Raw genomic sequence first — 22,592 nt, forward strand, 5'->3', positions numbered from 1 at the left:
CAGGGCGCGCGTCGCTCGACCTGACCGACACCGGCTCCGTCAGAGCGATGTGAGGATCGGCAGCAGCAGCCGCGCCAGACGCGCGGCCCAGGCGTCGGCACCCGCCGCATCGGCGATCAGGTCCTGGCGGATTTCCAGCATCAGCACCGGCTCGTTCGCCTCCTCCCCATGATGGATGATGGTGAAATCGGTGCCGGTGCGGGCGCTGTAGGGTTCGTTGTCGCCGACCGTCAGATCGCCTTCAGCGCGAAGTGCCTCCAGCATGGGCAGCGCCATCCGGCCATCACGGTTCCACAGCACGCCCACTTGCCACGGGCGCCGGAACCCGTTCATCTGCGGCGTGAAGCTGTGGATCGACACCAGCACCGGCCTGTGGCCACGGGCGCGGATGGCGGCGCGCTGGGCGGTGATGGCGTCGTGATAGGGTTGGTAAAGCGCTTCCATGCGCAGGGCGCGGGCGGTTTCCGAAAGGTTCTGGTTGGCGGGGACGGCCGTGCCGTCGCTGACCGGCGGCATCAAGGTGGGACTGTCGGGCCAGCGGTTGCAATCCACGACCAGCCGTGAATAGACCGACAGCACGGCCCGCGCGTCCAGCAACCGCGACAGCGCCTCCGTCACGGCTGCCGCGCCAATATCCCAGCCGATATGCCGTTCCAGTTCCGCCGGCGGCACGCCCAGCCCGTGCAGGCCGATGGGCACCGCCCGGCCGGCATGGTCGCAGACCAGCAGCAGGGTGCCGGAACTGTCGGGATTGAGGATGCGGACGGGCGCCGGATCGGCTTCGGTCAGCAGGGAGGGCGCGGCTATATCCATACCCTTCTGATTATCGCAATTACACCAACAGCGGAAGGACTGGTGATCACCGCCCGATCAGCCAGCGCAGCATCCGGTCGATCCGATCACCATAGGGCGGGCGGACCAGCCGGGTGGGGCTGAAGCGGCTGGCGCGGAACAGGGGCCGGGCCTGGCTGAAGGTGCGGAAACCGGCCTCCCCGTAACAGGTACCCTCGCCGTTTTCCCCGACGCCACCGAAGGGCACGCCGTCCTGGGACGCGTGCAAAGCCGTGTCGTTCAGCGTCAAACCGCCCGGTCGGGTGCGGCCCAGGACGAAATCCACATCCGCCTTACGTCGGCTGAACAGATACAGGGCCGGTGGCTGCGGCCGGCTGTTGACCAGGGCCACCGCCTCCTCCAACGTCGTATAGGACAGGATGGGCAGGACGGGGCCGCAGATTTCCTGCACCAGCACGGCCGACCCTTCCGGCACCTGCCAGAGCAGGGTGGGCGCCAGCTTGCGCTTCGCTGGCTCCAGCGATTCACTTCCCGGGTTGATGAACCTGGCGGTGGCTCCACGTCGGCGCGCATCGTCGATCAGGCCCAGAAGCCGTTCATAATGCTTGTCTGTTATGATAGCGGAATAATCGATATTGTCGCCGAGTTGCGGGTAGAGCCTGGATGTTGCCTTATCGAAACAATCGACGAATTCCAACTCCCGCCCCCGTGGTACCAGGACATGGTCGGGTGCGATGCAGGTCTGGCCGGCATTGAACAGCTTGCCGATGGCGATGCGTTCGGCCGCCAGCGCCATGTCGAAGCCGGGTCCGACGATGGCGGGTGACTTGCCCCCCAATGCCAATGTGACGGGAACCAGCGCATCCGACGCGGCCCGCATCACCTGCCGGCCCACCGATGCCGATCCCGTGAACAGCAGATGGTCCAGGGGCAGGTGGCAGACGGCCTGGGCCATGTCTACGCCACCGGTGACCACGACAACCTCCCGGGGGTCGAATACCTCCGCCAGCAGCCTTTCCAGCAGGGTGGCCGTGCGCGGGGTCAATTCTGACGGTTTCAGTAGCACACGGTTGCCCGCCGCGATGGCGGCGGTCAAGGGCACCAGGGCCAGTTGGATGGGATAGTTCCAGGGACTGATGATACCGACCACGCCCAGGGGAACCATTTCAACCTTCGCCCGGCCGGGCAGGAAGGGCAATGTGGTGCCCACGCGCCGCGGCCGCATCCAGTGACCGAGGTGCCGGCGGGCATGGCGGATGGCGGACAGGCTGGCATGGATATCGGCCAGCCGCGTCTCATGCGGGGAGCGGTGGCCGAAATCCTGGGATACGGCCTCAACCAGCGCTGCCTGGTACTTCACCAGCACGCGGGCCAGATGGTCCAGGGCCTCGTCCCGGCGCTCGGCCGTCAGGGCGCCATCCTGGCGCCAGCCGGCACGCAACTGGGCGAAGGCGCCGGACAGGCGCTTGTCGGCGGCGCTGGCCAGCCTCTGGCGCACCTGACCCGACGGGAATTCGATGACGGCATCCGCCATGGCGCCCTCCCTGCCCGCATCCGATCAGGCCCGGCGTCCCCGTGGCGGTCGGGTCGTCAGGCGCGCCGGAACCGTTCAACCTTCATGATGCGATAGCCCATCGATTGCAGGAACTTGGGTTCCGCCCGGAATTTGGCATCGCGATCGGTCGTTCCAGGTACAATATAGGTACGGCCATTGGCCCATTCCACGGCCGAATCTGCGGGGACGATGGTGCCCGGCCCCCCGGCATTGGCGATGGTCACTTCCCACAGCTTGCCATGGCCCAGGGTGGTGCGATCGAACATGAACAGGCGCTGCTTCGGCGCCTCACCCAACGCGGCGATCTCCACCTCGATCTGGGCGCGGGCATCGGCCAGTTCGGCAATGTCCGCCCGCATCTTCGATAACTCCCCCTCCACCTGCCCGCATAGCGACCGCAGGGTGTTGCAAGCCACCTCAAGCTTGTGCTGGTCCTCCTCCACCGCGCGCAGATTGCGCTGATACTCGGCCACATCACTTTCGATCCGGCGCATGACGGCGGCGGCATAGGCGATGGATACCAGCATCAGAAGCACAAGACCGACCTGGATCAGCATGGCGCCTCACTCCGCCGCGATGGCGGATGCCGCCGCCGGCACCGCCTTGGACAGGACGAAGCCGTTGTCGGGCGCAAAGCTGGTACGGGCGATGCGATTGGCATCATCGGCATTGTCGGCCCAGATCTCGATAAAATGGCGGGCCGCGCGGAACTTGCTGTCCTTCACCACATTCTGGCCCAGCGTCAGGGTGCTGCCCAGCGTCATCGGCACAGTGAACAGGCGACGGGAGCCCGAGGCCTCTCCCAGTTCGTGGATGACGACGTAATTATCCTCCTTGGCCAGCTTCAGGCGGCGCTGGGCGTCGGCCAGCTGCGTCGTGGCGGCCTTGCGGTCGACCTCGCCCTGGCGGATGGCTTCCTGCCCGTCGCGATAGGCCTTGGTCAGTTCCTCCTGCTTGCGGTGCAGGTCGCGGTTCTGTTCGGTCACGCGGTTGATATGGGCCCGGCGGGAATAATAGAGAATCTGCCGGATCAGCGCGATGGAGACCGCGCCGATGGCCGACAGGATGGCGATGACAAAAAGGACGGTATTCATTTCCAAGCTGGCAATCCCGCGGCTCACGTGCCCTGCGCCGTTCCCCCATTGCTGCCCGACAGGAGGGAATCGCCGAGAAGGGTAGCACCCCAGAGCCGTCCTGTCGCGTCCAAGAACCTATCCCAAAGCTGTAAGCGGGTGTTAACCCAGGCGAATCCCGGCACGTGACAGCGCATCGGGCCAGGCGGGGCCGGCCAGATAGTCCATTTCGGCCAATCGTGCCCCGACAACCGGGTCCAGTGCGGCCAGATCCATGTCGGGCCGGGCGGGGTGGACCATGATCACGCCACCCTCCGGCGATCCATGGAGGAAACGTGCCATCAATCCGGGAAAGTCACCTATGAATCCGTAGATGCCGCTGAAACCCCGGTTGGTCGGGATGGCGCGGGCGGCGGCCTGTGCCGACAGTCCGCGTGCCAGGGCGGCGATGAACAGGGCCTTTCCCACCGCAACGCCGCGGCGCCAGATGCGGTCCGCTGGCTCCGCGCAGTCCCGCAGCCAGACGGTGCCCGGTGCATAGCGGCGGGTGACGGCGTCCAACAGCAGCGGCCTGATGCCGGGCAGCAGGTGCAGATGCTGGTGCCCGTCGATGAAATGTGGCGCCCGGCCCATCGCCTGCTCAAACGCGTCCAACTGCCGCGCGATCTCGGTCGACAGTTCCGCGCTGGCAGTCCGGCCGGACAACAGCCCGGCATGCGACAGGGCCAACCAGCGGCCAAGCGTCGGAAAATGCCCACCGCGACAGAGGCCCGGCATCGGGCCCAGCGGTGGCAGCGCCCCCGTCAGGGTCAGATGCAAGCCGGTCTGGAACCCGTCCGGCGTGTCATGCAGGCGGTCCGCATCCGTCTTCCAGCGCGGGCTGGGCACCATGGCCCCGGTGCCCGACAGCCGGCCCGTCCGCGCCAGTTCCAGGATGCCGTCCGATACGCCGGGCGACAGGGCATAATCATCGGCGATGACGCGGACGGGCCGCAACGTCACGGGCGGCGGCCTCAGGCCGCCGGTGCGCGGGTCATCTGCAGGAACACGTCCTCCAGGTCGCTTTCCACCATCGACAGGTCCTTCACTGCCAGCCCGGCGGCAGCCATGGCGCCCAGCAGATCGGCCACGCGGGTCTGGCTGGGCTTGTAATGGATGGTCAGGCGGCGCGGCCCGTCCAGACGCGCGTCGAAACCAGCGAAGGCGTCGGGCACTGCCGTCAGGTCAGCATCCAGTGTCACCACCATTTCCTTGCTGTCGATACGGCCCAGCAGCTTTTCCGTCGATTCGCTGGCGACCACCAGGCCATGATTGACGATGGCGATGGTGTCGCAAAGCTCCTGCGCCTCTTCCAGATAATGGGTGGTCAGGACGATGGTGGTGCCAGCCTTGTTCAGTTCCCGTACATGGGCCCACAGGCTCTGGCGCAGTTCCACGTCCACACCCGCTGTCGGCTCGTCCAGCACCAGCACCGGCGGGGCGTGCACCATGGCCTTGGCAACCATCAGGCGCCTGCGCATGCCGCCCGACAGGGTGCGGGCATAGGCATTGGCCTTGTCCTTCAGGCCCACGGCCTCCAGCAGGGCGTCGGTCTGGCGCTGGGGCTTGGGCACGCCATAGAGGCCGGCCTGCAGGTCCAGAATCTCACGCGGGGTGAAGAACGGGTCCAGGTTCAGCTCCTGCGGCACCACGCCGATGGCGGCGCGGGCGGAGCGGGGATGGGCGTCGATATCGATTCCCCAGATACTGGCGGTGCCACTGGTCTTGTTCACCAGGCCTGCCAGGATGTTGATGGTCGTGCTCTTGCCCGCCCCGTTGGGCCCCAGCAGGCCATAGATCGATCCGCGCGGGATGGAGAGCGATACACCCTTCAGCGCCTCCTTCGGCGGGGACTTGGCCGTGCCGCGATAGGTCTTGCGCAGATCTTTGATCTCAATGGCGGATGCTGGGGCCGTGCCGCTGTTGGCGGTCGCGGTGGGGCGGTTCAGGCTGTCGGGCATGGGGATCGGTTCCCGGGGGGGCTGGACGACGCATCGCGTCGGGGACATGGCTCTGGCGTACACCTGTGGCCACAGCCGGTCAATTTGCCGAAGGGCAGGGGCGTCCGCTGTGACGGCCGCCCGATCTTGCGCAAACCGCGCGCCGGAGTATGATGCGCCGCACCCGAGACATCGGGACCCTATACGAACGCTTCTAAGGAACGAGAGACATGCAGCCGGCCGAGACCATCTATATCGACGAAAGCGACGTCGGCTGCGATGGCGGCGGTGGGGCCCTGGGCCATCCGCGCGTGTTCCTGACTCTGGCCCCGCTGGGCTATGTCGATTGTCCCTATTGTGGCCGCCATTATGTGCAGACCGAGGCCGGCAAGGCCGCTGGCGGCGGGCACGGGCACTAACAGGGTACCGCTGTTATTGCGGGCCATGTTCAGGTGACCATTAGCATCGGCCCCGGATGGATGGTGAACTTCGCCGTCCGCGCCGTCATTTCCTGCGTGCGGGCGAAGAAGCTGCGGTGAAGCCCCTTGCTGGCCGGCGCCTGCGCGAGGCCAGGCCGGACGAAATCTTCCGCCGATACCAGCCTGTCCATGGGCACCAGCGCCAGCCCGCTGAAGGCGCCGTCGGCCGCCTGCTGGCTGCCGGCGGGCAGGGGGGCTCTGGCCGCCACGCTCAGCGGCATGTCCGCCATCAGCAGTGCTGCGCGTTCGGCGAACAGCTGCACCAGCATGAACCCTTCCCGGCCCAGCGCGGCGCCGAAACCGGCATGCGTCCAGCGCGGGTCCAGAATGTTGGACCGGTGCCCCGGCGATTGCATCAGAGTGTCGACCGCCAGCCGGCCCGCCGCGTCGGCCCGGTCGGGATCGAAAGCGGTGGTCGCATACAGGTTTTCCCCGTTTACGCCCACCATCCGCCGATGCAGCAGGGCGATCCGGTCGGCCGCCTGTCGCCCGCCGGCGTCACGATGGCCGAACGGCGCGCCGGCCGCCAGCTGTGCTGCATAATGTTGTGCGATCAAGCCCAGGTTGGTGTCGTCGCGCAGAAAGGAAGCACCGTCGTTCAGCCGGATTTCCCCGGTGGCCTTCAACGCCGCCATCTCCGCCGCGGCCAGCGATGCGCGGTCGGGCCCGCCCGGGACTTTGCGGCGGAATTCCGCGTAAGCGGCAGCATAGGCGGCGACCTGATCGATGGTCAGGGCGTTTGCCTGCAACAAGGTTGCCGCGTCGGCGGCACGCCCGCGCGCCCGGCTGGTCGCCAGCAGCACCAGGGATGAAAGAATCAGCTTTCGGCGGGTCACCCCATCCCTTCGGTCATGACCGTCCGCGCCTGTGACAAGTCGCCGGCATTTGCCTATTGTTGAGAGGGATTGCATCCCGAATCACACCGTATATAGTAGTTTAAAGTAGTTTTTGGACGATTACTTGTAAACGCCGTATTAACACACCCCCGACCCGCCCGTTAAGCAGAACCTGATCCGCGTCAAGACCCATGTCCAGCAGCCAAAACCACAGCCAGAACAGCTCCCGCGTCGGCACCATGCGCCTGCCCGTGACGAAGCTGCCCTTCGTGGGGGAACGGTCGGATGGCCGTTTCGGCTATTGGGTGCTGCCTGAACAGTCAGACGATGCCGATCCGCGCATCGCCGGCCGCACCTACGCCGCCTGGTTCCTGCTGTTCGAGGAATATAACGGGCAAGCGGCCGGTGCCGATCTGATGGACCGGATCGAACGGGAGATGCCGTCGCGCTACCCTGCCGTCGATCGTGCCTTCCTGCGTGAACTGACCAGCCGGCAATCGCGCAGCAGCGCCGCCTGACCCGCCCCTGTTATCTTGCGTGGATTGAAACGCCGGACCGTGGAAAACGGCCCGGGTCCTGCCGTTTGCGCATGGCTTTTCCTTCAAATGTAAAAGTTTGTCCCCTATCGCTTCCGGTTACCGTTGCGTAACAATTGCGGGGTTGGATGACGGACGTTCGCACTCTAGTTGGAAGGCGTCGGCATCCAATTCGGGGGTTTTATCCGCGGGCGCCTGTATTCGCGGCTGCGGATGGCAGACATCATGGATTACCGGAGGCTCCTTTCCCACCAATGGGATAGAGTTGCCTTGCTCTTGATATCGATCAGGCTCGCGCCTCCGGCGGGAGCAGAACAGAACAGCGGACAGGAAAATGCGCCTGCCACTTCAAATCGCCACTGTCATTGCCCTCGTCGCTATTGGCGGCGGTGTCTGGTATATGACCGGGCGTAACGGTGGCAATGCCGCCAACCAGCCGCCAGCCAATCAAGCGCGGCCCGTGGCCGTTCAGGCGGCCCATGTGACGCGCGGCGACATCGCCGTCACTTTCGATGCCGTGGGCACCCTGCGGGCGAACGAGGCGGTGACGGTCACGGCCAAGACCGCCGGTCTGGTCCGATCCATCAATTTCACCGAAGGCCAGCTGGTGGAGGCCGGGTCGGTGCTGATCGCGCTGGATGACAGCGAGGTGAGGGCCAACCTGGCCGTGGCGGAATCCGCGCGGCGCAACGCGGCCCAGCTGCTGGATCGTGCCCGCACCCTGCTGCAGCGTCAGAATGTGTCCCAGGCCCGTGTGGACGAACTGTCGCTGTTGCTGGCCGGCAACGAGGCCGAAGTGCGCGCCGTGCAGGCCCGCCTGGCGGACCTGACCATCCGGGCCCCCTTCACCGGCTATGCCGGCCTGCGCCAGGTCAGCCCTGGCGCCCTGGTGCGGCCGGCCGACGTGGTGACGACACTGGATGATACCCGCACGGTCAAACTGGAATTCACGGTGCCGGAGGCGTCGCTGCGCAACCTGCGCCAGGGCATGGAGATCGCGGCCCTGTCATCGGTCTATCCGGGACAGACCTTTGTGGGCACGGTGATGGCCATCGATACCCGTGTCGACGCCATTACCCGCACGGTGGCGGCCGTGGCCCGCATCGAGAATGAGGACCGCCGCCTGCGGCCCGGCATGTTCATGACGGTGCAGCTGACGCTCGACAACCGCGCCAACGTGGTGCTGGTGCCGGAGGAATCGCTGGTGCCTGTGGGCGACCGCCAGTTCGTGTTCCTGGTGGTCTCCGGCAAGGTTGAACGCCGGCTTGTGACCATCGGTGCGCGGTCGCGCGGCGTGGTGGAGATCGCCGAAGGGCTGCAGGGCGGTGAACTGGTCATCACCCGCGGCATCCAGAAGGTGCGCGACGGCGTGCCGGTGGAGGCGGAGATCGTCAACGGCGCGTCAGTCGGCGGCGGTTCGCAATCGGCGGCCCGGCCCACGCCCTGAAAGCTTTTGCCCTGCCCCTTTCAATGACGGTCCGCCGGGGCGGTGGTGACATGGACATGACAGCGATACGCGTGGGAAGCCCGCCATGGTGATCTCCGACCTTTCGATCCAGCGCCCGGTTCTCGCCTTCGTGATCAGCGCCATGCTGGTCGTGTTCGGCGTGCTGGGATATGAAAAGCTGCCGGTGCGCGAGCTGCCGAAGATCGATTATCCCATCGTATCGATCAGCACGAGCTATCCCGGCGCCAGCGCCGAAGTGGTGGATAACGAGATCACCGAGCGCATCGAAGGTGTCATCAACGGCATCGAGGGCGTCAAGACCATCCGCTCGCGGTCGCGCGAAGGCAACTCCTCGGTGTCGGTGGAGTTCGAGATCGACCGCGACATCGACGCGGCCAGCAATGATGTGCGCGACCGTGTGGGCCGTCTGTCCGACAATCTGCCCGAAGAAGCGGAGTTGCCGGAGATCAGCAAGGTCGATGCCGACAGCAGTCCCATCATGTGGATCACCCTGTCCTCCGACCGCATCAACCAGCTGGAGCTGACCGACTTCGTCCGCCGCTATTACCTGGATGCGCTGGGCACGGTGCCGGGTGTGGCATCGGTGCGTATCGGCGGGCGTCGTGATTTTGCCATGCGCATCTGGCTGGACCGCAACGCCATGGCCGCCCGCCAGGTGACGGTGCAGGACGTGGAAGCCGCCATCCGGCGCGAGAATGCCGAACTGCCGGCCGGCCGCATCGAAAGCGACCAGCGCGAATTCACCGTGCGCACCGACACCCGCCTGAACCGGCCGGAACAGTTCGCCGCCATTCTGGTCCGCCAGGATGGCGCCAACTGGATCCGCCTGGGCGACGTGGCGCGGGTGGAGGTGGCGGCCCGCGACGATCGCGGCGATTTCCGTGTCAATGGCGGCAGCGCCATCGGCATTGGCATTGTGCGGCAATCGACGGCCAATACCATGGAAGTCTCCGAGGGGGTGCGCCACCTGCTGGACCAGTTCCGGGCCAACTTGGCGCCGGGCATGGTGCTGGAAATCCGCCAGGACGACGCCACCTTTGTCGGCCAGTCCATCTATGAGGTGTTCCACGCCATCGCCGTGGCCGTCGGACTGGTCGTGCTGGTGGTCTGGGTGTTCCTGCGCACCTTCCGCGCCACGCTGATCCCCGTCATCGCCATCCCGGTGTCGCTGGTGGCGGCCTTCGGCGTCATGGCCATGCTGGGCTTTTCCATCAATGTGCTGACGCTGCTGGCCTTCGTGCTGGCCGTGGGTCTGGTGGTCGATGATGCCATCATCGTGGTGGAGAACATCTCCCGCCGGATCGAGGAGGGCGAGCCGCCGCTGCTGGCAGCCTATCGTGGGGCACGGCAGATCGGATTCGCGGTCATCGCCACGACGGCCGTGCTGCTCGCCGTCATCGCGCCGCTTTCCATGCTGCCGGGCGACCAGGGGCGGCTGTTCCGTGAGTTCGCCATGGCGTTGATGGCGGCGATCTTCTTCTCCTGCATCGTGGCGTTGACCCTGTCACCCATGCTGTCGTCCAAGCTGCTGCGCGGACACCAGCAGGCCCGTGGTCTGTTCCGCTATACGGAAGCCTTCCTGGATGGCGTGACCCGTGGCTATATGGCGCTGCTGCGCATGGCCCTGTCGGCCCGTGTCCTGGTGCTGGCGCTGATGGCGGGCGGCCTTATGCTGACCGCACTGGTCGGGCTGCGCCTGCCCAGTGAACTGGCGCCGACCGAAGATCGCGGCGTGGCCCGCATCTCCATCACCGGTCCGGAAGGGGCCAGCATGAATTACACGATGCAGGAGGTTTCCCGCGTCGAGGCCCTGTTGCAGCCCTATCTGAAATCGGGTGAAATCGACAGCGTGCTGACCAATCTCAATCCGGGTTGGGGCGGCAGTTCCGGTGTCAACCGGGGCATGGTCGTCATCCGCACCCCGATGTGGGCCGACCGCGTGACCGACCGGTCCGTGCCCGATCTTATCAATGAACTGCGCCCCAAGCTGTCGGCCATTCCCGGTTCGCGCATCGTGCCCATCCTGCCCTCGGGCCTGGGCGGTGGCGGGGCCTCGGCGAACCAGGTGCAGGTGGTCATCGGCGGCAACACGTTCGAGGAACTGGCCGAATGGCGTGACACGTTGATCCGTCGGCTGGAACAATATCCCAGCCTCACCGGCTTTTCCGCCGACTATGACGAGACCAAGCCACAGCTTTACGTGACGGTGGACCGTAACCGTGCCGCCGACCTGGGCGTGCCCGTCACCACCGTCGGCGGCACGCTGGAAACGCTGCTGGGGGAAAAACTGGTCACACGCTATCTGGACCGGGGCGAGGAATATGACGTGGTCCTGCGCGCCGAGTCGCAGGACCGGTCCAATCCCCGCGACCTCTCCAACATCTTCGTGCGCTCCACCACGGCTGGCAGCGCGGGCCAGCTGATCCCGCTGGCCAACCTGCTGCACGTGCGGGACGTGGCGGGCCCGACGGAGCTGAACCGCTACAACCGCCTGCGCTCCATCACCATCACTGCCAACCTCACTGAGGGGGCGGTGATGGGGGAGGTCATCGCCGAGATCCGCCAGGCCGCCGCCGAAGTGCTGCCGCCCGAGGCGCGGCTGAATTTCGAGGGCGCGGCGCGTCTGCAGCTGGAAGCCAGCAGCGCCATCTGGTTCGCCTTCGGCATGGCCATGCTGGTGGCCTTCCTGGTGCTGGCGGCGCAGTTCGAGAATTTCCGCCTGCCGGCCATGATTCTGGGGTCGGTGCTGCCGGCCGGCCTGGGCGGCATTCTGGCCATCGCCATCACCGGCATGTCACTGAACACCTATACCCAGATCGGCCTGATCATGCTGATCGGTCTGATCGCCAAGAACGCCATCATGATCGTGGAGTTCGCCAACCAGCTGCGCGAGGAAGGTCGAGAGCTGCTGGATGCGGTGGTCGAGGCCTCGCAGCTGCGCCTGCGCCCCATCCTGATGACCTCCATCGCCACCGTCTTCGGTGCCATGCCGCTGGCCCTGGCGCATGGCGCGGGGGCGGAAAGCCGCATGGCCATCGGCTGGGTGATCGTGGGCGGCGTGACGGTGGGTACCGCCCTGTCGCTGTTCATCACGCCCGTGCTCTACAGCATGTTCGCCCGCGGCGTGCAGCCCATCGGCATCATCCGCCGCAAGATCGAGGAAGAGGAACGCCGCCACGACGCCCCGCCGCAGGTGCCGGCGGAGTGAAGGTGAAAGAATTTCCGCTGAGAAAAGGCCGCTCTTTAACTGGGCGGCCTTTTTTGACGGATATTCACCGCATGGGCAGCGGAAAGGGCAGGCCGGCACTCTCCGTCCAGACAATACGGGCGGGTGGCAGCGTCAGGGTAACGGTTGTCCCCTCGCCGAACACGCTCTCGATCGACAGGCGGCCGCCATGCAGTTCCGCCAGTCCCTTGGACAGGGTCAGGCCCAAGCCGGTGCCGGGATTGCTGCGCGCATAGACATTGTCGACCTGGTGGAAGGGCACGAAGACCTTGGCCAGGTCTTCCGGTTTGATGCCGATGCCCGTGTCGGTCACGGCGACCGACACGCCGCGGGCCGGATCGACGCTGGCCGTCAGCCGCACCGTGCCGCCGGGGGAGGTGAACTTGATGGCGTTGGACATCAGGTTCAGCAGGATCTGTTTGAATTTCACGTCATCGACCAGGATGGGCGGTACCCCGTCCGCCACCTCCACGACCAGGTTCAGGCGGCGTTCCATGGCGCGGGCCCGCACGATGCGCTCTGATGCGCGCACCAGTTCCTCCATCCCGCAGATGCGCTCGCGCAATTCCACCCGGCCGGCCTCCATCTTGGAGACGTCCAGGATGTCGTTGATCAGGGTCAGCAGATGGCGACCCGATGCGATGATATCGCCGGCATAGGCCACGGAACTGGTGTTCTGCCCGTTCTTGTCGATGACTTTCAGCTCGCTTTCCAGCACCTCGGCAAAGCCGATGATGGCGTTCAGCGGCGTGCGCAATTCATGGCTCATATTGGCCAGGAATTCCGACTTGGTGCGGCTGCCCAGCTCGGCCTCCGCCTTGGCCTGTTCCAGCTGTTCGGCGGCACGGCGGCTGGTGACGGTCAGGGCCGCCAGCTGCACGGCGCGGCGTGCCCGCTCCATCTCCCAGTCATGGGGCTCACGCACACTGTCGCCATAGATGGCGAAGGCGCCCAGCGGCTCCCCGTCGCCCGACAGGATGGGCAGCGACCAGCAGGATTTCGCCCCTTCCGCCAGGATCAGGTCCTTGTACAGGTGCCAGCGCGGATCCTTGGCAATGTCGGCCACGATGATCGGTGCACGCCGATAGATGGCGGACCCGCAGGACCCGACATCGGGGCCGATGGCCACGCCTTCATACGCCTCCTTGACCCGCGCCGTGAATCCAGGGGCGGCGGCGACTGACATGTGCACCCCATCCTCGCGCAGCAGCATGATGGTACAGCGGGCATTGTCCAACTGCTCTTCCATCCCCCGGCACAGGGCATCCAGCACCTCCCCCAGGGGGGCGCCAGCGGCGGCCATTTCCAGGATGCCGCGTTCCACGGTCAACAGCAGTTCCATACGGCCCCGCTCCCGGTTCTCCTTGCGCAGCTGGCGTGCATTCTCCTTGAACACGCGCACGGCGGCGGCCATGGCCGCCACCTCCACCCCCACGCCTTTGAATTCCGGCAAGGTCACGGCATGGTCGCCGCCGGCCAGGGCCCGCATGGCGTCGGTCATCTGCTGGATGGGTCGCAGCACGCGGGTGCGCACCAGCCAGGCCGCGAAAACCAGAGCCACCATGGAGATCAGCAGCTCGAACGCATCGACCCACAGCTTCTGCCGGGCCAGCAGGCGGTTGCGTTCCGTCGCCTCCGCCGCGACGGCGACGGCTGCCCCCACCAGGTCGCTGGCCGCGTTCAGCAGGCTGGTGCCGTTGCGCAGCAGTTCCGGCAGACGTCCGCGCGCCTCCCCCCGCGCAGCGGCATCCAGGATGGCGGTGCGCAGCGGCAGGTATCGCTGATAGAAGGCCGCTTCCATCTGGCGCAGGGCCGCCTGGGTGCTTTCCGGGAAAATCGCCGGGTCACCGACATTGCGCACCAGCTGCCAGACCATCTCCACTTCCGCCAGGGACACGGTAACGGCGGTCAGGTCCAGCTGGCCACCCGCCGCGATGCGGTAAAGCAGGCCCATATCTGCGCCCATCTGGCCGCGCAGATGGATGGCCTCGCGCGTCAGCATCTCTGCGGCACCGGCGTCGCCGCCCACAGAAAGGGCCGGGTTGTTGACCTCCCGCAGCAGGGTCAGCAGTGCCGTCAGATAGGAGCGCGACGCGTCGCGCCATTCGGCGATCAGCATCGTATTGTCGACGGGGCTGGGGCCCGTGGCGTCCAGGGATCGCCCGTCCGCCAGCTGTGCCAGCAGCCCTTCCACCCCGCCGCGCAGTTCGCGCATGCGTGTCAACGATACGCGCAGCGACCCGATATCTTCCGCCAGGGCGCTTTCCACGGGCATCTGACCCAGCTGGTCCAAGGCGGCCAGGGCGGCGCGGTCGGTTTCATTGCGGTGACGATCGATCTGGGGACGCAGGGCCGCTTCCGGCGTGCCCGGCACACGCGCAGCCTCCAGGACAAGATTGATCATGCCGGCTTCGATGCCATGGTCGCGGGCTGCGACCAGCAGGTTGCGGCTGACCTGCTTCAGGTTGGCGATATCCACGGCCTGACGGTAGGCGCGCCAGCCCGCCTGCATGTCGATGGCCGTTCCGGCAAGCTGGACGCCGGCCACCAGGGCCAGGCCGCCCATCAAGACTCTGCGCATAGAGACCCCCGCCACGCCGGCTTCTACATACCGGTTGGGCATTGACACGAAGGTCACACTCTACGTTCGCGGGGCGGCGCCCGCAATGCCGGCGAGCAGCCCCTAGGCGATTGAAAAGGGTTGGGGATTCATACCCCTGATACCGGCCGCGGAACTTTCAGCACCTGGCCGTGCATCAACCGCCGGCCGCCATCACGATCATTCCGCGTCGTGCAGGCGGATGATCACATCGACCCGCGCCAGCCGGGTGCCCGACGGCAGGCAGGGCAGCTCGGGCAGGGTCAGCTGCGTGCAGCAGATATCCTGCAAATGCCGGCTGTTTTCATAGAAGAAATGATGGTGATCGTCGATGTTGGTATCGAACCAGGTACTGCCCGCCTCCACCACCACCTCGCGCAGCAGACCGACATCGCGGAACTGGTTCAGCGTGTTGTAAACGGTCGCCAGCGATACCCGCATGTCAGCCGCCAGTGCCTCCGCATGCAGCTGTTCGGCGGTCACATGCCGGTGGCCGCATTTGAACAGCAGCGAGGCGAGGTCCAGCCGTTGGCGCGTCGGGCGCAGACCGGCCTTGGCGATCCGAGCCATCAAATCACACGGCTCCGCGGCTTCATGGACCGGAACGGGATCGAAGGGGTGCTGACTGTCGGGCATCGGGGGGAACGGTGGCCATGAATGGGGGTAGGGATCAACAGCCGTCATGTGGGGTAGCGTCACCACCTTTGGCAAGGGGCAATGACGAAGATCACAGTCGGAAACTTTGATCAGGCCGCCGGCCCGCTGCGTGGGGACGCTTGTACTAGGCGCGGCCCAGGGGGCCCTGGCCACCCTCGCCGGTATCCCCGTCATCGTCGTCGTCGTCATCCAGGTCGTCATCATCCAACGACAAGTCCTCGGCGTCCAGCAGGTCGGCTAGGCTGAACCCGTCCTCCAGCTCCTCCTCCACCTCCGTGCTGTCTGTGATGCCGACGACGGCGCGGCGCACCTCCTGTTCCAGCATGGACAGGGTGGTCCGCTCCAGGTCGCCGCCGCGCGACGCCTGGGGGAAGGCGAAACTGAACAGGGCCACGGTGGTCCGGCCGTCGATGACGGCGCCGCGCAGCCACAGGAAGAAGCGCAGGGGCTCGCCATCTTCCTCCCCATCGGTGACGAAGCGGGCCATGACCTCCCCATCGGGCAGCCATTCGATCGACCCCTCGCCCTCGCGCCCGTCGGGACCGTCGGCGAACTGTTCGGCCGTCTGGCGCAGGACGGCGCGGGCCAGGATTTCCGCCTCGTCGCCCTCATGGTCGAACTGATGCATGGCGACGCGCAGGGTGCCAGCCCCCTCCATCTCCCGATAGAACAGGGACAGCTCGTCATCCTGGGAGATGTTCCAGTCCCAGGGCAGGCGGAAGCGTACGCTTTCCCCATGCCAGACATTGCGCATGGTGACCCGCTGCACCGGGCCCTGCACCGGACCGGGATTGAACCTGATGCGCGCCGCTTCTTCCCCCAGCCGGTCGATCAGGTCGGACAGATCCGGATCCTCGGCACTGTCATTGGGGACCAGCAATTGCAGCGTGACGACGCGGACATGGTCGGGCGGCTGGAAATCGGCCACTTTCCAGACGAAGACCTGACGGTCGGGCGGCTGCGCCACGGCATAGGCGATCCAATGGCGCTCATCCGCCTCGTCCGGACCGTCGGCGGTCTCCATGGAGGGCAGGATGCCACGCGGCAGCACATTCTCGCGGTCCAGATACTGGATCGCCTCTTCCGCGCGCGCGCCATAGGGATTGCGATAGGTGATGACGGAGACCAGGAGATCGACCGGATGCGCGCCTGGCGACTGATAGGCCAAGCCGCCATCGTCGCGCGACAGACGCTGCCAGCTGGGCGGGACCCGCAAGCTGGCCACGCCACCGCGCAAGGCCACCGGGTTCCAATCCGCACTCAGTTCGCTGTCCAGGGTTTCGTCTCTCATAACAACGAATCTAGGCGTCTTGGGGGCCCGAGTCCATGATTGGCGCGTGACACTGTCATGTCGGGGACGTTTTTTTAGGATAAAGCGACCTGGGCGACACGGGTAACGAGGCGAGGCGGACCATGATCCGGGATGTGGAGGGCTTCCGGCTGCTGCCGGAGCATCTTGACCGTGAAGGGCAGTTGTCGATGGTGGAGATGGTGGCGACTCTGGCCGCCGCGGCCCCCTTCACCCGCTATGTCATGCCACGCACCGGCCGGCCCTTCTCCATCGACATGACCAATGCCGGCAGCCAGGGCTGGATCGCCGACCAGCAGAGCTATCGCTACTCCCCCGTTCATCCCGCCACCGGCCGGCCCTGGCCCGCCATCCCGCAGGTGCTGTTGGATCTGTGGCGGGGACTGACGGACTATGCCTATGACCCTGAATGCTGCCTGATCAACCATTACCAGGGGGAAGGTGCGAAACTGTCCCTGCACCGGGACGAGGATGAGGAGGCGAAGGACGCGCCCATCCTGAACCTCTCCCTGGGTGATACCGCCATCTTTCGACTGGGCGGGCCGGAGCGGAAGGACCCGACACGGTCATTCCCGGTGGCCAGCGGTACGGTGATGGTTTTTGCCGGTCCGTCGCGGATGTTTTATCACGGGGTGGATCGGTTGCGCGTCGGCTCCTCCCGGCTGCTGCCCGGGGGCGGGCGGCTGAACCTGACACTGCGTCGGGTAACCAGGCCGTAGATCAGTGTTCCTTTGACCGGAAGATTATCGCGACAAGTCCACCTTGCCAGGACCGACATGATAGACCTTGGGCGTGCCGCTATGGCCGGCCAGGCTGACACGGCCCGGCCCGGTCATCAGGACGCGCGGGTCCTTGGCCTTACCGTTGAAATCCACCGTGCCGGGGCCGGTGACGCCCACGGCCAGGCTGTCGGCCTGACCCCCACCGATGGTGAGCGTGCCGGGGCCGGAAATGGCGGCGGCCAGATCGCCGGCCAGCATGCCCACGTGGATGTCACCGGGGCCGGGCATGGAAACGGAAAGCCCATCGGCCACCGTGCCCAGCTTCACGGCGCCGTTGCCATTCAGCTCCACGGCCGCGGTGCCGACATGGCCCATCCGCACCTCCCCGTCGCCGGACACTTGCACGCCAACCAGGCCCTTGACGTCGCCGATGGAGACGGTGCCGGAGCGGGTGATGCGCACACGCGCCGAGTCGAGCCCGCCCAGCTTCATTTCACCCTCAGCCAGTTCCAGACGGGCGGCGGCGCCGAGATTGCCATCCACGGTCAGGTCGCCCGTGAAATTATTGACCAGCAGCGGCGTGCCGCGCGGCATGGAGATGTCCAGCGTCACAGCGGGCTGGCTCTCCGGACCCGGCCCGGTGATCCACAGGATGCCGTCATCGATGGACAGGCTGAAGCGCTTGCGGCTGTTCTCCATGCTGAACAGCACTTCCTGCGCGTCGTCCACCACCTTGATGCGCACGGTACCCATCACCCCGGCCAGCCGCACGCCGGCCGGTGCCTCCGCCGTGGCGGCAAGGCGGTTGGTGCCATCGGACGATGTCTTGCGGTCCAGGTACTTGATGTCGCCATCGCGCCGATTGTTCATGTCTTCGGACTTGGCGGTCGCCAGCTTGGCCGCATCCTCAACGCTGTCGGCAACGGCGCGGTTGATGGCGGCCATGTCCACGGCCCGCCCGTCGCCACCTTGCATACGCTGGGCGCGGGCGGCCATCCGGTCGGCAACGCGGTCATGCGCCTTCTCATTGACGCTGGCGGTGATGCCGTCGCTGCCGATGGACAGCGCGATCTCCTGCCCCAACCGGGACAGGTCGCCGCGCGATCCCAGCGGATCGCCTGCCACCACGGCCCAGCCCATCGTGCCCGCCATCACCAGGATGGCGGCAACGCCGCCAAGCGGCACGCCCGGCTTCACGCGGGGGCGGGGGGACAGGGACGGGCGCGTGTTCATGAGGGGCCTCGAACGATGGGCGTGGCGTCTTTCTCTGGTGCCATCATAGCGTGGCGCGGCGCCGTGTCTGCCGCCGTTTCCCGCCTGCAACAATTTTGGTACCAGCTGTTACAAAGGCTGCCATGCGACGCCGATCGGAAACGGAATTGCGCTTATGTCATAAGACCTTCAACAACCCATTGTTTCCTACATGTAGGTTCAATATGTTCGACACAACTGTGAACCATTTCCAACAATAGGACAGACGGTTTCCCATGGCCGCCAAGCGCCGTCCCCCCACGAACCCGGAAGATACCGCGCCAGACTCGATGCGGGCCGTGTGCCGCAATGTCGTGGTTGCGGGCGCGCGGACCAGCGTGCGGATGGAACCGCTGCTCTGGGACTGCCTGGCGGAAATCGGCCAGCGCGAATCGCATACGCTGAACGACATCGCCACCATGATCGATGCACGCCGGGGCGACAGCGCCCTGACGGCGGCGCTGCGCATCTTCATCCTGTCCTATTTCCGCACGGCATCCGATGCCTCGCCCCGCCTGTCCGGCCTGGCGGAGGAGCAGGTGCCCTTCGGTACCACCGCCGATTATTCACAGACCTTCCGCAAGGCGCTGGAAATCTTCGACCACGGTTAAGCCCAGCGCAGGCCGGGTGCGGCCCAGGTCGGACGATGCGGGCTGTCGGCCAGCAGCCTGACCATGTTCTCCGGTGTCGGCAGCTCGCCCAGCGGCGATCCCAATTCCTCGCGGTGGATGCCGCCGGTGATGAACAGGCTGTCGATACGGGCGGCGTTGGCACCGGCCACATCGGTGCGCAAACTGTCACCCACGGCCAGGATGCGGGACGGGGCCACCCCGCCCAGCAGGTCGAAGCAGCGGCGATAGACGGGCGCGTGCGGCTTGCCATGGTAGCGGACATCGCCGCCCATCTGTTCGTAACCACGGGCCAGTTCGCCGGCGCACAGCACCAGGGCCTGGTCGATCACCACCACCAGGTCGGGATTGGCGCACAGCATGGGCAGGCCGCGGTCCAGGCAGCGGCGCAGCAGCGGTTCGTAATCGGCCAGCGTCTCGTCATAATCGTCGATACCGGTATTGAGGACGAAGTCCGCCGCCTCCGGACTGTCCACGCGCACCCGGTCAGCCAGGCTGTCATAGACGTCATTGTCACGCGGCGGCCCAATATGGAACAGCTTCGGCCCCAGGGCGGCATGCCAGGCATCGCTGCGGTCGCGCAACGCCTCGAAACTGGCCTCGCCCGAGGTGTAGAGCGCATCATAGAGGTCGGGCGTCACCCCCATCGCCGTCAGCTTCGCCGCCGCCGCCGCGATACGCCGCGGCGCATTGGACAGAAGGCAGACGCGCTTGCCCAGGCGGCGCAGGGTGGAAAGACAGTCCACCACACCCTCATAGGGCTTTACCCCGTCATGCACCACGCCCCACAGGTCCAGGATGAAGCCGTCATAGCGGTCGGCAATGCCGGCCAGGCCGGGGATCAACGGAACGGGGGCGGTCATGCTGGATGGTTTCCGGGCGGTGGATGCAACGGGTGCCAGGGTGGCGGCACCCGTTCACCGGGGCAAGGCCGGGTGCGGCATGGCAGCCGTGATCATGCCCTTGGCTTGTTGAACCCCACGATCAGAACAGATCGTCGATCTCGCTCTGATCCATGGTGACGGCGGGGTTGTGATCCTGCACGGAGCCATGGACGATGGCACTGCCGCGGTCGACCAGCTCCTGCAAGCGCCGCCAATAATCACTGGCGGTGAAGCCCAGCATTTCCGGATCGTCGCCCATGGGCGCCAGGGTGGCCACCGCTTCCACGATCAGGCTGTTCATGTCGTTGATCGTGTCGTCGAATGGCGCGCGGAACTCCGCCGGCACATGGTCGAAGACCTCGATGGCCAGCGGCGCGAAGGCCAGGCCACTATCCTCGAAATGCTGGCGATAGGTCTTGGGCGTCCAGCCCACGATCTCTTCCAGCATGTCCGGCATGTCGCCCAACATGGAGAGCAACATGATCACTTCATTGAAATGATTGAAGTAATCCGTCGACAGCAGTGTCCTGTCGTCGATCGTCGTGTCACGGACAAGTTGGCGGTAATGGTCAATCATGGACGTATCTTGCATGGCATGGTCTCCATACCACAATGTTCTGCGGCAATATCCTTAAAATTGCATCTACCTTGGTCCCGCTGCATGCGGGGCTGTTTCCGTTTGGCGATCATTAAGCAAAACCAAGCCACTGCGGAAGGGGAATAAACCTATCCTTCAGTGCCGGGCACGCCGCTGCCCGCCGCAAGGGCCAGGATATCGGCCGGCGACAACCCTTGGGCGCGCAAGGCGCGGATACCGGTTGCGCCATCGCGCTTGGAGAGGCGCTCTCCCTTGGCGTTCAGCAGCAATCCGTGGTGATGATAGTCCGGCACGGCGACGCCAAGCAGGGCCTGCAGCAGCCGATGCACATGGGTGGCGTGGAACAGATCCTCCCCCCGGGTGACCAGCGTCACCTGCTGAATGGCATCATCCACGGTGACCGACAGGTGATAAGAGGTGCGGACATCGCGCCGCGCCAGCACGATGTCGCCCAACAGGCCGGTATCGGCCGCCACCTGCCCCCGGCCCCGGTCATGCCATGCAAGCGGCCCGGTCAGGGCGGCAGCCTTGACCACGTCAAGCCGGATGGCATGCGGTTCCCCTGCCGCCACGCGGGCCGCAGCCACCTCGCCCGGCAGGTGCCGGCAGATGCCGGGATAGAGCGGGCCTTCCGGGCCCATGGCGACCAGATGCGGGGCGTTGCCGGCGCGCATGATCTCATCGGCGATCTCCTTGCGCGAACAGAAGCAGGGATAGGTCACGCCCAGTCCCGCCAGCCTGTCCAGCGCCGCGGCATAGTCCGCCATATGGTCGGACTGGCGGCGCACCGGCTCCTTCCAGGAAAAACCCAGCCAGGCCAGATCCTCCTTCAGCATCACCTCATAGTCGGGGCGGCAGCGGTTGGGATCGATATCCTCGATCCGCAACAGGAAATGCCCGGCCGCCGCCTGTGCCGCCTTCACCGCGAACAGGCAGGAATGGACGTGGCCCAGATGCAGGAAGCCCGTGGGGCTGGGGGCGAATCGGGTGGTGATGGCGGGGATGGCGTCAGGCATGCATCATGTCCGGGAGAAGGGGCCCAACCCCTGCTCTGATGACATACACCCCCAACGGATGGCGGGTCACAAGCTGAACGCCCACAAGGGCTTGCGTGTCAGTTCCGTTGCGGCAGCGTGATAATTGCGACATAGGCTATCTGCGCGGGTTGCCAGAGGGGGGCTAGCCGTTATATCAAAGATCCCGACGTTCCGGCCTGCCGCCAACCTGTCCGCCATCCCGATGCCAGTGGTTCCAAGCGGGGGACCTCCGGGTGGAAGAAGGCGGGGCTTCGGGGGTCGGGAACACCGACGGAACGGCGCTGGGGGTGGACCTTGTCACCACCGTTTGATGGGTGTCCCGCTTTGGTGCTGAATGCGGATTTTCGTCCGCTCAGCTATTTTCCGCTGTCGCTATGGTCATGGCAGGATGCGGTCAAGGCCGTGTTCCTGGATCGCGTCAACATCGTTTCCCATTACGACCGCGTGGTCCGCTCGCCACAGCTGGCGATCCGGCTGCCCAGCGTGATCTCCTTGAAGGAGTTCGTGCCTGCGACGCGCCGGCCGGCCTTCACCCGCTTCAATGTCTTCCTGCGCGACCGCTTCACCTGTCAATATTGCGGGCGATGGTTCCCCACGCACGAGCTGACCTTCGACCATGTGATCCCGCGCTGCCGGGGTGGCCGGACCAGCTGGGACAATGTCGTCACCTCGTGTTCGGCCTGTAATCTGGCCAAGGGCAGCAGCCTGCCCAGCCAGTGCGGGATGCATCCGTTGCAGGAAGCGTTCGCACCGACGGCGTATGAGTTGCAAGAAAATGGGCGCAACTTTCCGCCCACTTTCCTGCATGACAGCTGGCGGGACTTCCTGTCCTACGACGATATCGGGGATGAGGTGGCAGCCGATCCGAACGAGGATCTGCCGGGTGCCGCCTTCCCACCCGCCATGACCAGTGCCGACTATTGGGGTGCCGAGCTGGAGCAGGGCTGAGGAAAGGGGAGGGG

General features: G+C 65.9%; 20 protein-coding genes and 1 pseudogene. 7 read left to right on the forward strand and 14 right to left on the reverse strand.

The genetic code is table 11. The features are described from left to right. Positions 1-39 precede the first annotated feature (39 nt). The 6 genes from AC1Q7F_RS18415 to AC1Q7F_RS18440 all read right to left on the reverse strand — a co-directional run bounded on the left by AC1Q7F_RS18415 (position 40) and on the right by AC1Q7F_RS18440 (position 5,420). The gene (locus AC1Q7F_RS18415; protein ID WP_492509486.1) at positions 40-813 is read right to left on the reverse strand and encodes an N-formylglutamate amidohydrolase; all 774 of its coding nucleotides are present in this window, start codon (positions 811-813) and stop codon (positions 40-42) included. A 46-nt stretch (positions 814-859) separates the two neighbouring features. Further along, on the reverse strand, positions 860-2,326 hold the full coding sequence (locus AC1Q7F_RS18420) for a coniferyl aldehyde dehydrogenase (protein WP_492509488.1): 1,467 nt from the start codon (positions 2,324-2,326) through the stop codon (positions 860-862). A gap of 56 nt (positions 2,327-2,382) precedes the next feature. After that, on the reverse strand, positions 2,383-2,904 hold the full coding sequence (locus AC1Q7F_RS18425) for a hypothetical protein (RefSeq protein ID WP_492509490.1): 522 nt from the start codon (positions 2,902-2,904) through the stop codon (positions 2,383-2,385). A 6-nt stretch (positions 2,905-2,910) separates the two neighbouring features. After that, on the reverse strand, positions 2,911-3,447 hold the full coding sequence (locus AC1Q7F_RS18430) for a hypothetical protein (protein WP_492509492.1): 537 nt from the start codon (positions 3,445-3,447) through the stop codon (positions 2,911-2,913). Between the two features lie 135 nt (positions 3,448-3,582). Next, positions 3,583-4,422 carry a ChbG/HpnK family deacetylase gene (locus tag AC1Q7F_RS18435; RefSeq protein WP_492509494.1) on the reverse strand — a complete coding sequence of 280 codons (840 nt, stop codon included), beginning with the start codon at positions 4,420-4,422 and terminating at the stop codon, positions 3,583-3,585. Positions 4,423-4,433: 11 nt separating this feature from the next. Further along, on the reverse strand, positions 4,434-5,420 hold the full coding sequence (locus tag AC1Q7F_RS18440; protein WP_492509496.1) for an ABC transporter ATP-binding protein: 987 nt from the start codon (positions 5,418-5,420) through the stop codon (positions 4,434-4,436). 209 nt (positions 5,421-5,629) lie between these two features. Here AC1Q7F_RS18440 and AC1Q7F_RS18445 point away from each other — a divergent pair, with 209 nt between their 5' ends. Further along, positions 5,630-5,818, forward strand: a complete 189-nt coding sequence (locus AC1Q7F_RS18445; protein ID WP_492509498.1) for a zinc-finger domain-containing protein — start codon at positions 5,630-5,632, stop codon at positions 5,816-5,818. A gap of 29 nt (positions 5,819-5,847) precedes the next feature. On the opposite strand, the gene AC1Q7F_RS18450 is transcribed toward AC1Q7F_RS18445, so the two are convergent. Further along, complete coding sequence (locus tag AC1Q7F_RS18450) at positions 5,848-6,714, reverse strand: CAP domain-containing protein (protein ID WP_492509500.1); 867 nt, start codon at positions 6,712-6,714, stop codon at positions 5,848-5,850. A gap of 191 nt (positions 6,715-6,905) precedes the next feature. Here AC1Q7F_RS18450 and AC1Q7F_RS18455 point away from each other — a divergent pair, with 191 nt between their 5' ends. The 3 genes from AC1Q7F_RS18455 to AC1Q7F_RS18465 all read left to right on the forward strand — a co-directional run bounded on the left by AC1Q7F_RS18455 (position 6,906) and on the right by AC1Q7F_RS18465 (position 11,926). Further along, positions 6,906-7,232 (forward strand): hypothetical protein, encoded by a 327-nt coding sequence (locus tag AC1Q7F_RS18455; RefSeq protein WP_492509502.1) that lies wholly within the window; start codon positions 6,906-6,908, stop codon positions 7,230-7,232. A 352-nt stretch (positions 7,233-7,584) separates the two neighbouring features. Further along, positions 7,585-8,697, forward strand: coding sequence for an efflux RND transporter periplasmic adaptor subunit (locus tag AC1Q7F_RS18460; RefSeq protein ID WP_492509504.1), 1,113 nt, complete (start codon positions 7,585-7,587; stop codon positions 8,695-8,697). Between the two features lie 85 nt (positions 8,698-8,782). After that, positions 8,783-11,926, forward strand: coding sequence for an efflux RND transporter permease subunit (locus AC1Q7F_RS18465; RefSeq protein ID WP_492509506.1), 3,144 nt, complete (start codon positions 8,783-8,785; stop codon positions 11,924-11,926). A 64-nt stretch (positions 11,927-11,990) separates the two neighbouring features. Here AC1Q7F_RS18465 and AC1Q7F_RS18470 read toward each other — a convergent pair whose 3' ends face one another. The 3 genes from AC1Q7F_RS18470 to AC1Q7F_RS18480 form a co-directional block, all read right to left on the reverse strand. Then, positions 11,991-14,525 carry an ATP-binding protein gene (locus tag AC1Q7F_RS18470; protein ID WP_492509508.1) on the reverse strand — a complete coding sequence of 845 codons (2,535 nt, stop codon included), beginning with the start codon at positions 14,523-14,525 and terminating at the stop codon, positions 11,991-11,993. 198 nt (positions 14,526-14,723) lie between these two features. Next, on the reverse strand, positions 14,724-15,113 hold the full coding sequence (gene irrA, locus AC1Q7F_RS18475) for an iron response transcriptional regulator IrrA (RefSeq protein ID WP_492509510.1): 390 nt from the start codon (positions 15,111-15,113) through the stop codon (positions 14,724-14,726). 211 nt (positions 15,114-15,324) lie between these two features. Next, the gene (locus tag AC1Q7F_RS18480) at positions 15,325-16,491 is read right to left on the reverse strand and encodes a hypothetical protein (RefSeq protein ID WP_492509512.1); all 1,167 of its coding nucleotides are present in this window, start codon (positions 16,489-16,491) and stop codon (positions 15,325-15,327) included. Between the two features lie 122 nt (positions 16,492-16,613). Here AC1Q7F_RS18480 and AC1Q7F_RS18485 point away from each other — a divergent pair, with 122 nt between their 5' ends. After that, complete coding sequence (locus tag AC1Q7F_RS18485; protein WP_492509514.1) at positions 16,614-17,228, forward strand: alpha-ketoglutarate-dependent dioxygenase AlkB family protein; 615 nt, start codon at positions 16,614-16,616, stop codon at positions 17,226-17,228. Positions 17,229-17,252: 24 nt separating this feature from the next. On the opposite strand, the gene AC1Q7F_RS18490 is transcribed toward AC1Q7F_RS18485, so the two are convergent. Next, entirely contained in the window at positions 17,253-18,464 is a 1,212-nt protein-coding gene (locus tag AC1Q7F_RS18490; protein WP_492509516.1) for a GIN domain-containing protein, read from the reverse strand. 254 nt (positions 18,465-18,718) lie between these two features. On the opposite strand from AC1Q7F_RS18490, the gene AC1Q7F_RS18495 reads away from it, so the two are divergent. After that, entirely contained in the window at positions 18,719-19,093 is a 375-nt protein-coding gene (locus AC1Q7F_RS18495; RefSeq protein WP_492509518.1) for a ribbon-helix-helix domain-containing protein, read from the forward strand. Here AC1Q7F_RS18495 and AC1Q7F_RS18500 read toward each other — a convergent pair. The 3 genes from AC1Q7F_RS18500 to gluQRS all read right to left on the reverse strand — a co-directional run bounded on the left by AC1Q7F_RS18500 (position 19,090) and on the right by gluQRS (position 21,609). Further along, positions 19,090-19,974, reverse strand: a complete 885-nt coding sequence (locus tag AC1Q7F_RS18500; protein ID WP_492509520.1) for a TIGR01459 family HAD-type hydrolase — start codon at positions 19,972-19,974, stop codon at positions 19,090-19,092. The genes AC1Q7F_RS18495 and AC1Q7F_RS18500 overlap by 4 nt on opposite strands. 121 nt (positions 19,975-20,095) lie before the next feature. After that, positions 20,096-20,587, reverse strand: a complete 492-nt coding sequence (locus AC1Q7F_RS18505; protein ID WP_492509522.1) for a hypothetical protein — start codon at positions 20,585-20,587, stop codon at positions 20,096-20,098. 134 nt (positions 20,588-20,721) lie between these two features. Further along, positions 20,722-21,609, reverse strand: coding sequence for a tRNA glutamyl-Q(34) synthetase GluQRS (gene gluQRS / locus AC1Q7F_RS18510; RefSeq protein WP_492509524.1), 888 nt, complete (start codon positions 21,607-21,609; stop codon positions 20,722-20,724). A gap of 315 nt (positions 21,610-21,924) precedes the next feature. Between gluQRS and AC1Q7F_RS18515 the strand changes: the two are divergent. Then, positions 21,925-22,467, forward strand: a pseudogene (locus AC1Q7F_RS18515) (HNH endonuclease); the annotation flags it as partial. Between the last annotated feature and the right edge of the window lie 125 nt (positions 22,468-22,592).

The organism is Niveispirillum sp. GW835-FHT14G11 (assembly GCF_058793615.1).

What these genes read in the sequence shown, in the direction of transcription:
- AC1Q7F_RS18415 (WP_492509486.1), bottom strand. Translation starts at nt 813, where the DNA reads ATGGATATAGCCGCGCCCTCCCTGCTGACCGAAGCCGATCCGGCGCCC.
- AC1Q7F_RS18420 (WP_492509488.1), bottom strand. Translation starts at nt 2,326, where the DNA reads ATGGCGGATGCCGTCATCGAATTCCCGTCGGGTCAGGTGCGCCAGAGG.
- AC1Q7F_RS18425 (WP_492509490.1), bottom strand. Translation starts at nt 2,904, where the DNA reads ATGCTGATCCAGGTCGGTCTTGTGCTTCTGATGCTGGTATCCATCGCC.
- AC1Q7F_RS18440 (WP_492509496.1), bottom strand. Translation starts at nt 5,420, where the DNA reads ATGCCCGACAGCCTGAACCGCCCCACCGCGACCGCCAACAGCGGCACG.
- AC1Q7F_RS18445 (WP_492509498.1), top strand. Translation starts at nt 5,630, where the DNA reads ATGCAGCCGGCCGAGACCATCTATATCGACGAAAGCGACGTCGGCTGC.
- AC1Q7F_RS18455 (WP_492509502.1), top strand. Translation starts at nt 6,906, where the DNA reads ATGTCCAGCAGCCAAAACCACAGCCAGAACAGCTCCCGCGTCGGCACC.
- AC1Q7F_RS18460 (WP_492509504.1), top strand. Translation starts at nt 7,585, where the DNA reads ATGCGCCTGCCACTTCAAATCGCCACTGTCATTGCCCTCGTCGCTATT.
- AC1Q7F_RS18465 (WP_492509506.1), top strand. Translation starts at nt 8,783, where the DNA reads ATGGTGATCTCCGACCTTTCGATCCAGCGCCCGGTTCTCGCCTTCGTG.
- AC1Q7F_RS18470 (WP_492509508.1), bottom strand. Translation starts at nt 14,525, where the DNA reads ATGCGCAGAGTCTTGATGGGCGGCCTGGCCCTGGTGGCCGGCGTCCAG.
- irrA (WP_492509510.1), bottom strand. Translation starts at nt 15,113, where the DNA reads ATGGCTCGGATCGCCAAGGCCGGTCTGCGCCCGACGCGCCAACGGCTG.
- AC1Q7F_RS18480 (WP_492509512.1), bottom strand. Translation starts at nt 16,491, where the DNA reads ATGAGAGACGAAACCCTGGACAGCGAACTGAGTGCGGATTGGAACCCG.
- AC1Q7F_RS18485 (WP_492509514.1), top strand. Translation starts at nt 16,614, where the DNA reads ATGATCCGGGATGTGGAGGGCTTCCGGCTGCTGCCGGAGCATCTTGAC.
- AC1Q7F_RS18490 (WP_492509516.1), bottom strand. Translation starts at nt 18,464, where the DNA reads ATGAACACGCGCCCGTCCCTGTCCCCCCGCCCCCGCGTGAAGCCGGGC.
- AC1Q7F_RS18495 (WP_492509518.1), top strand. Translation starts at nt 18,719, where the DNA reads ATGGCCGCCAAGCGCCGTCCCCCCACGAACCCGGAAGATACCGCGCCA.
- AC1Q7F_RS18500 (WP_492509520.1), bottom strand. Translation starts at nt 19,974, where the DNA reads ATGACCGCCCCCGTTCCGTTGATCCCCGGCCTGGCCGGCATTGCCGAC.
- AC1Q7F_RS18505 (WP_492509522.1), bottom strand. Translation starts at nt 20,587, where the DNA reads ATGCAAGATACGTCCATGATTGACCATTACCGCCAACTTGTCCGTGAC.
- gluQRS (WP_492509524.1), bottom strand. Translation starts at nt 21,609, where the DNA reads ATGCCTGACGCCATCCCCGCCATCACCACCCGATTCGCCCCCAGCCCC.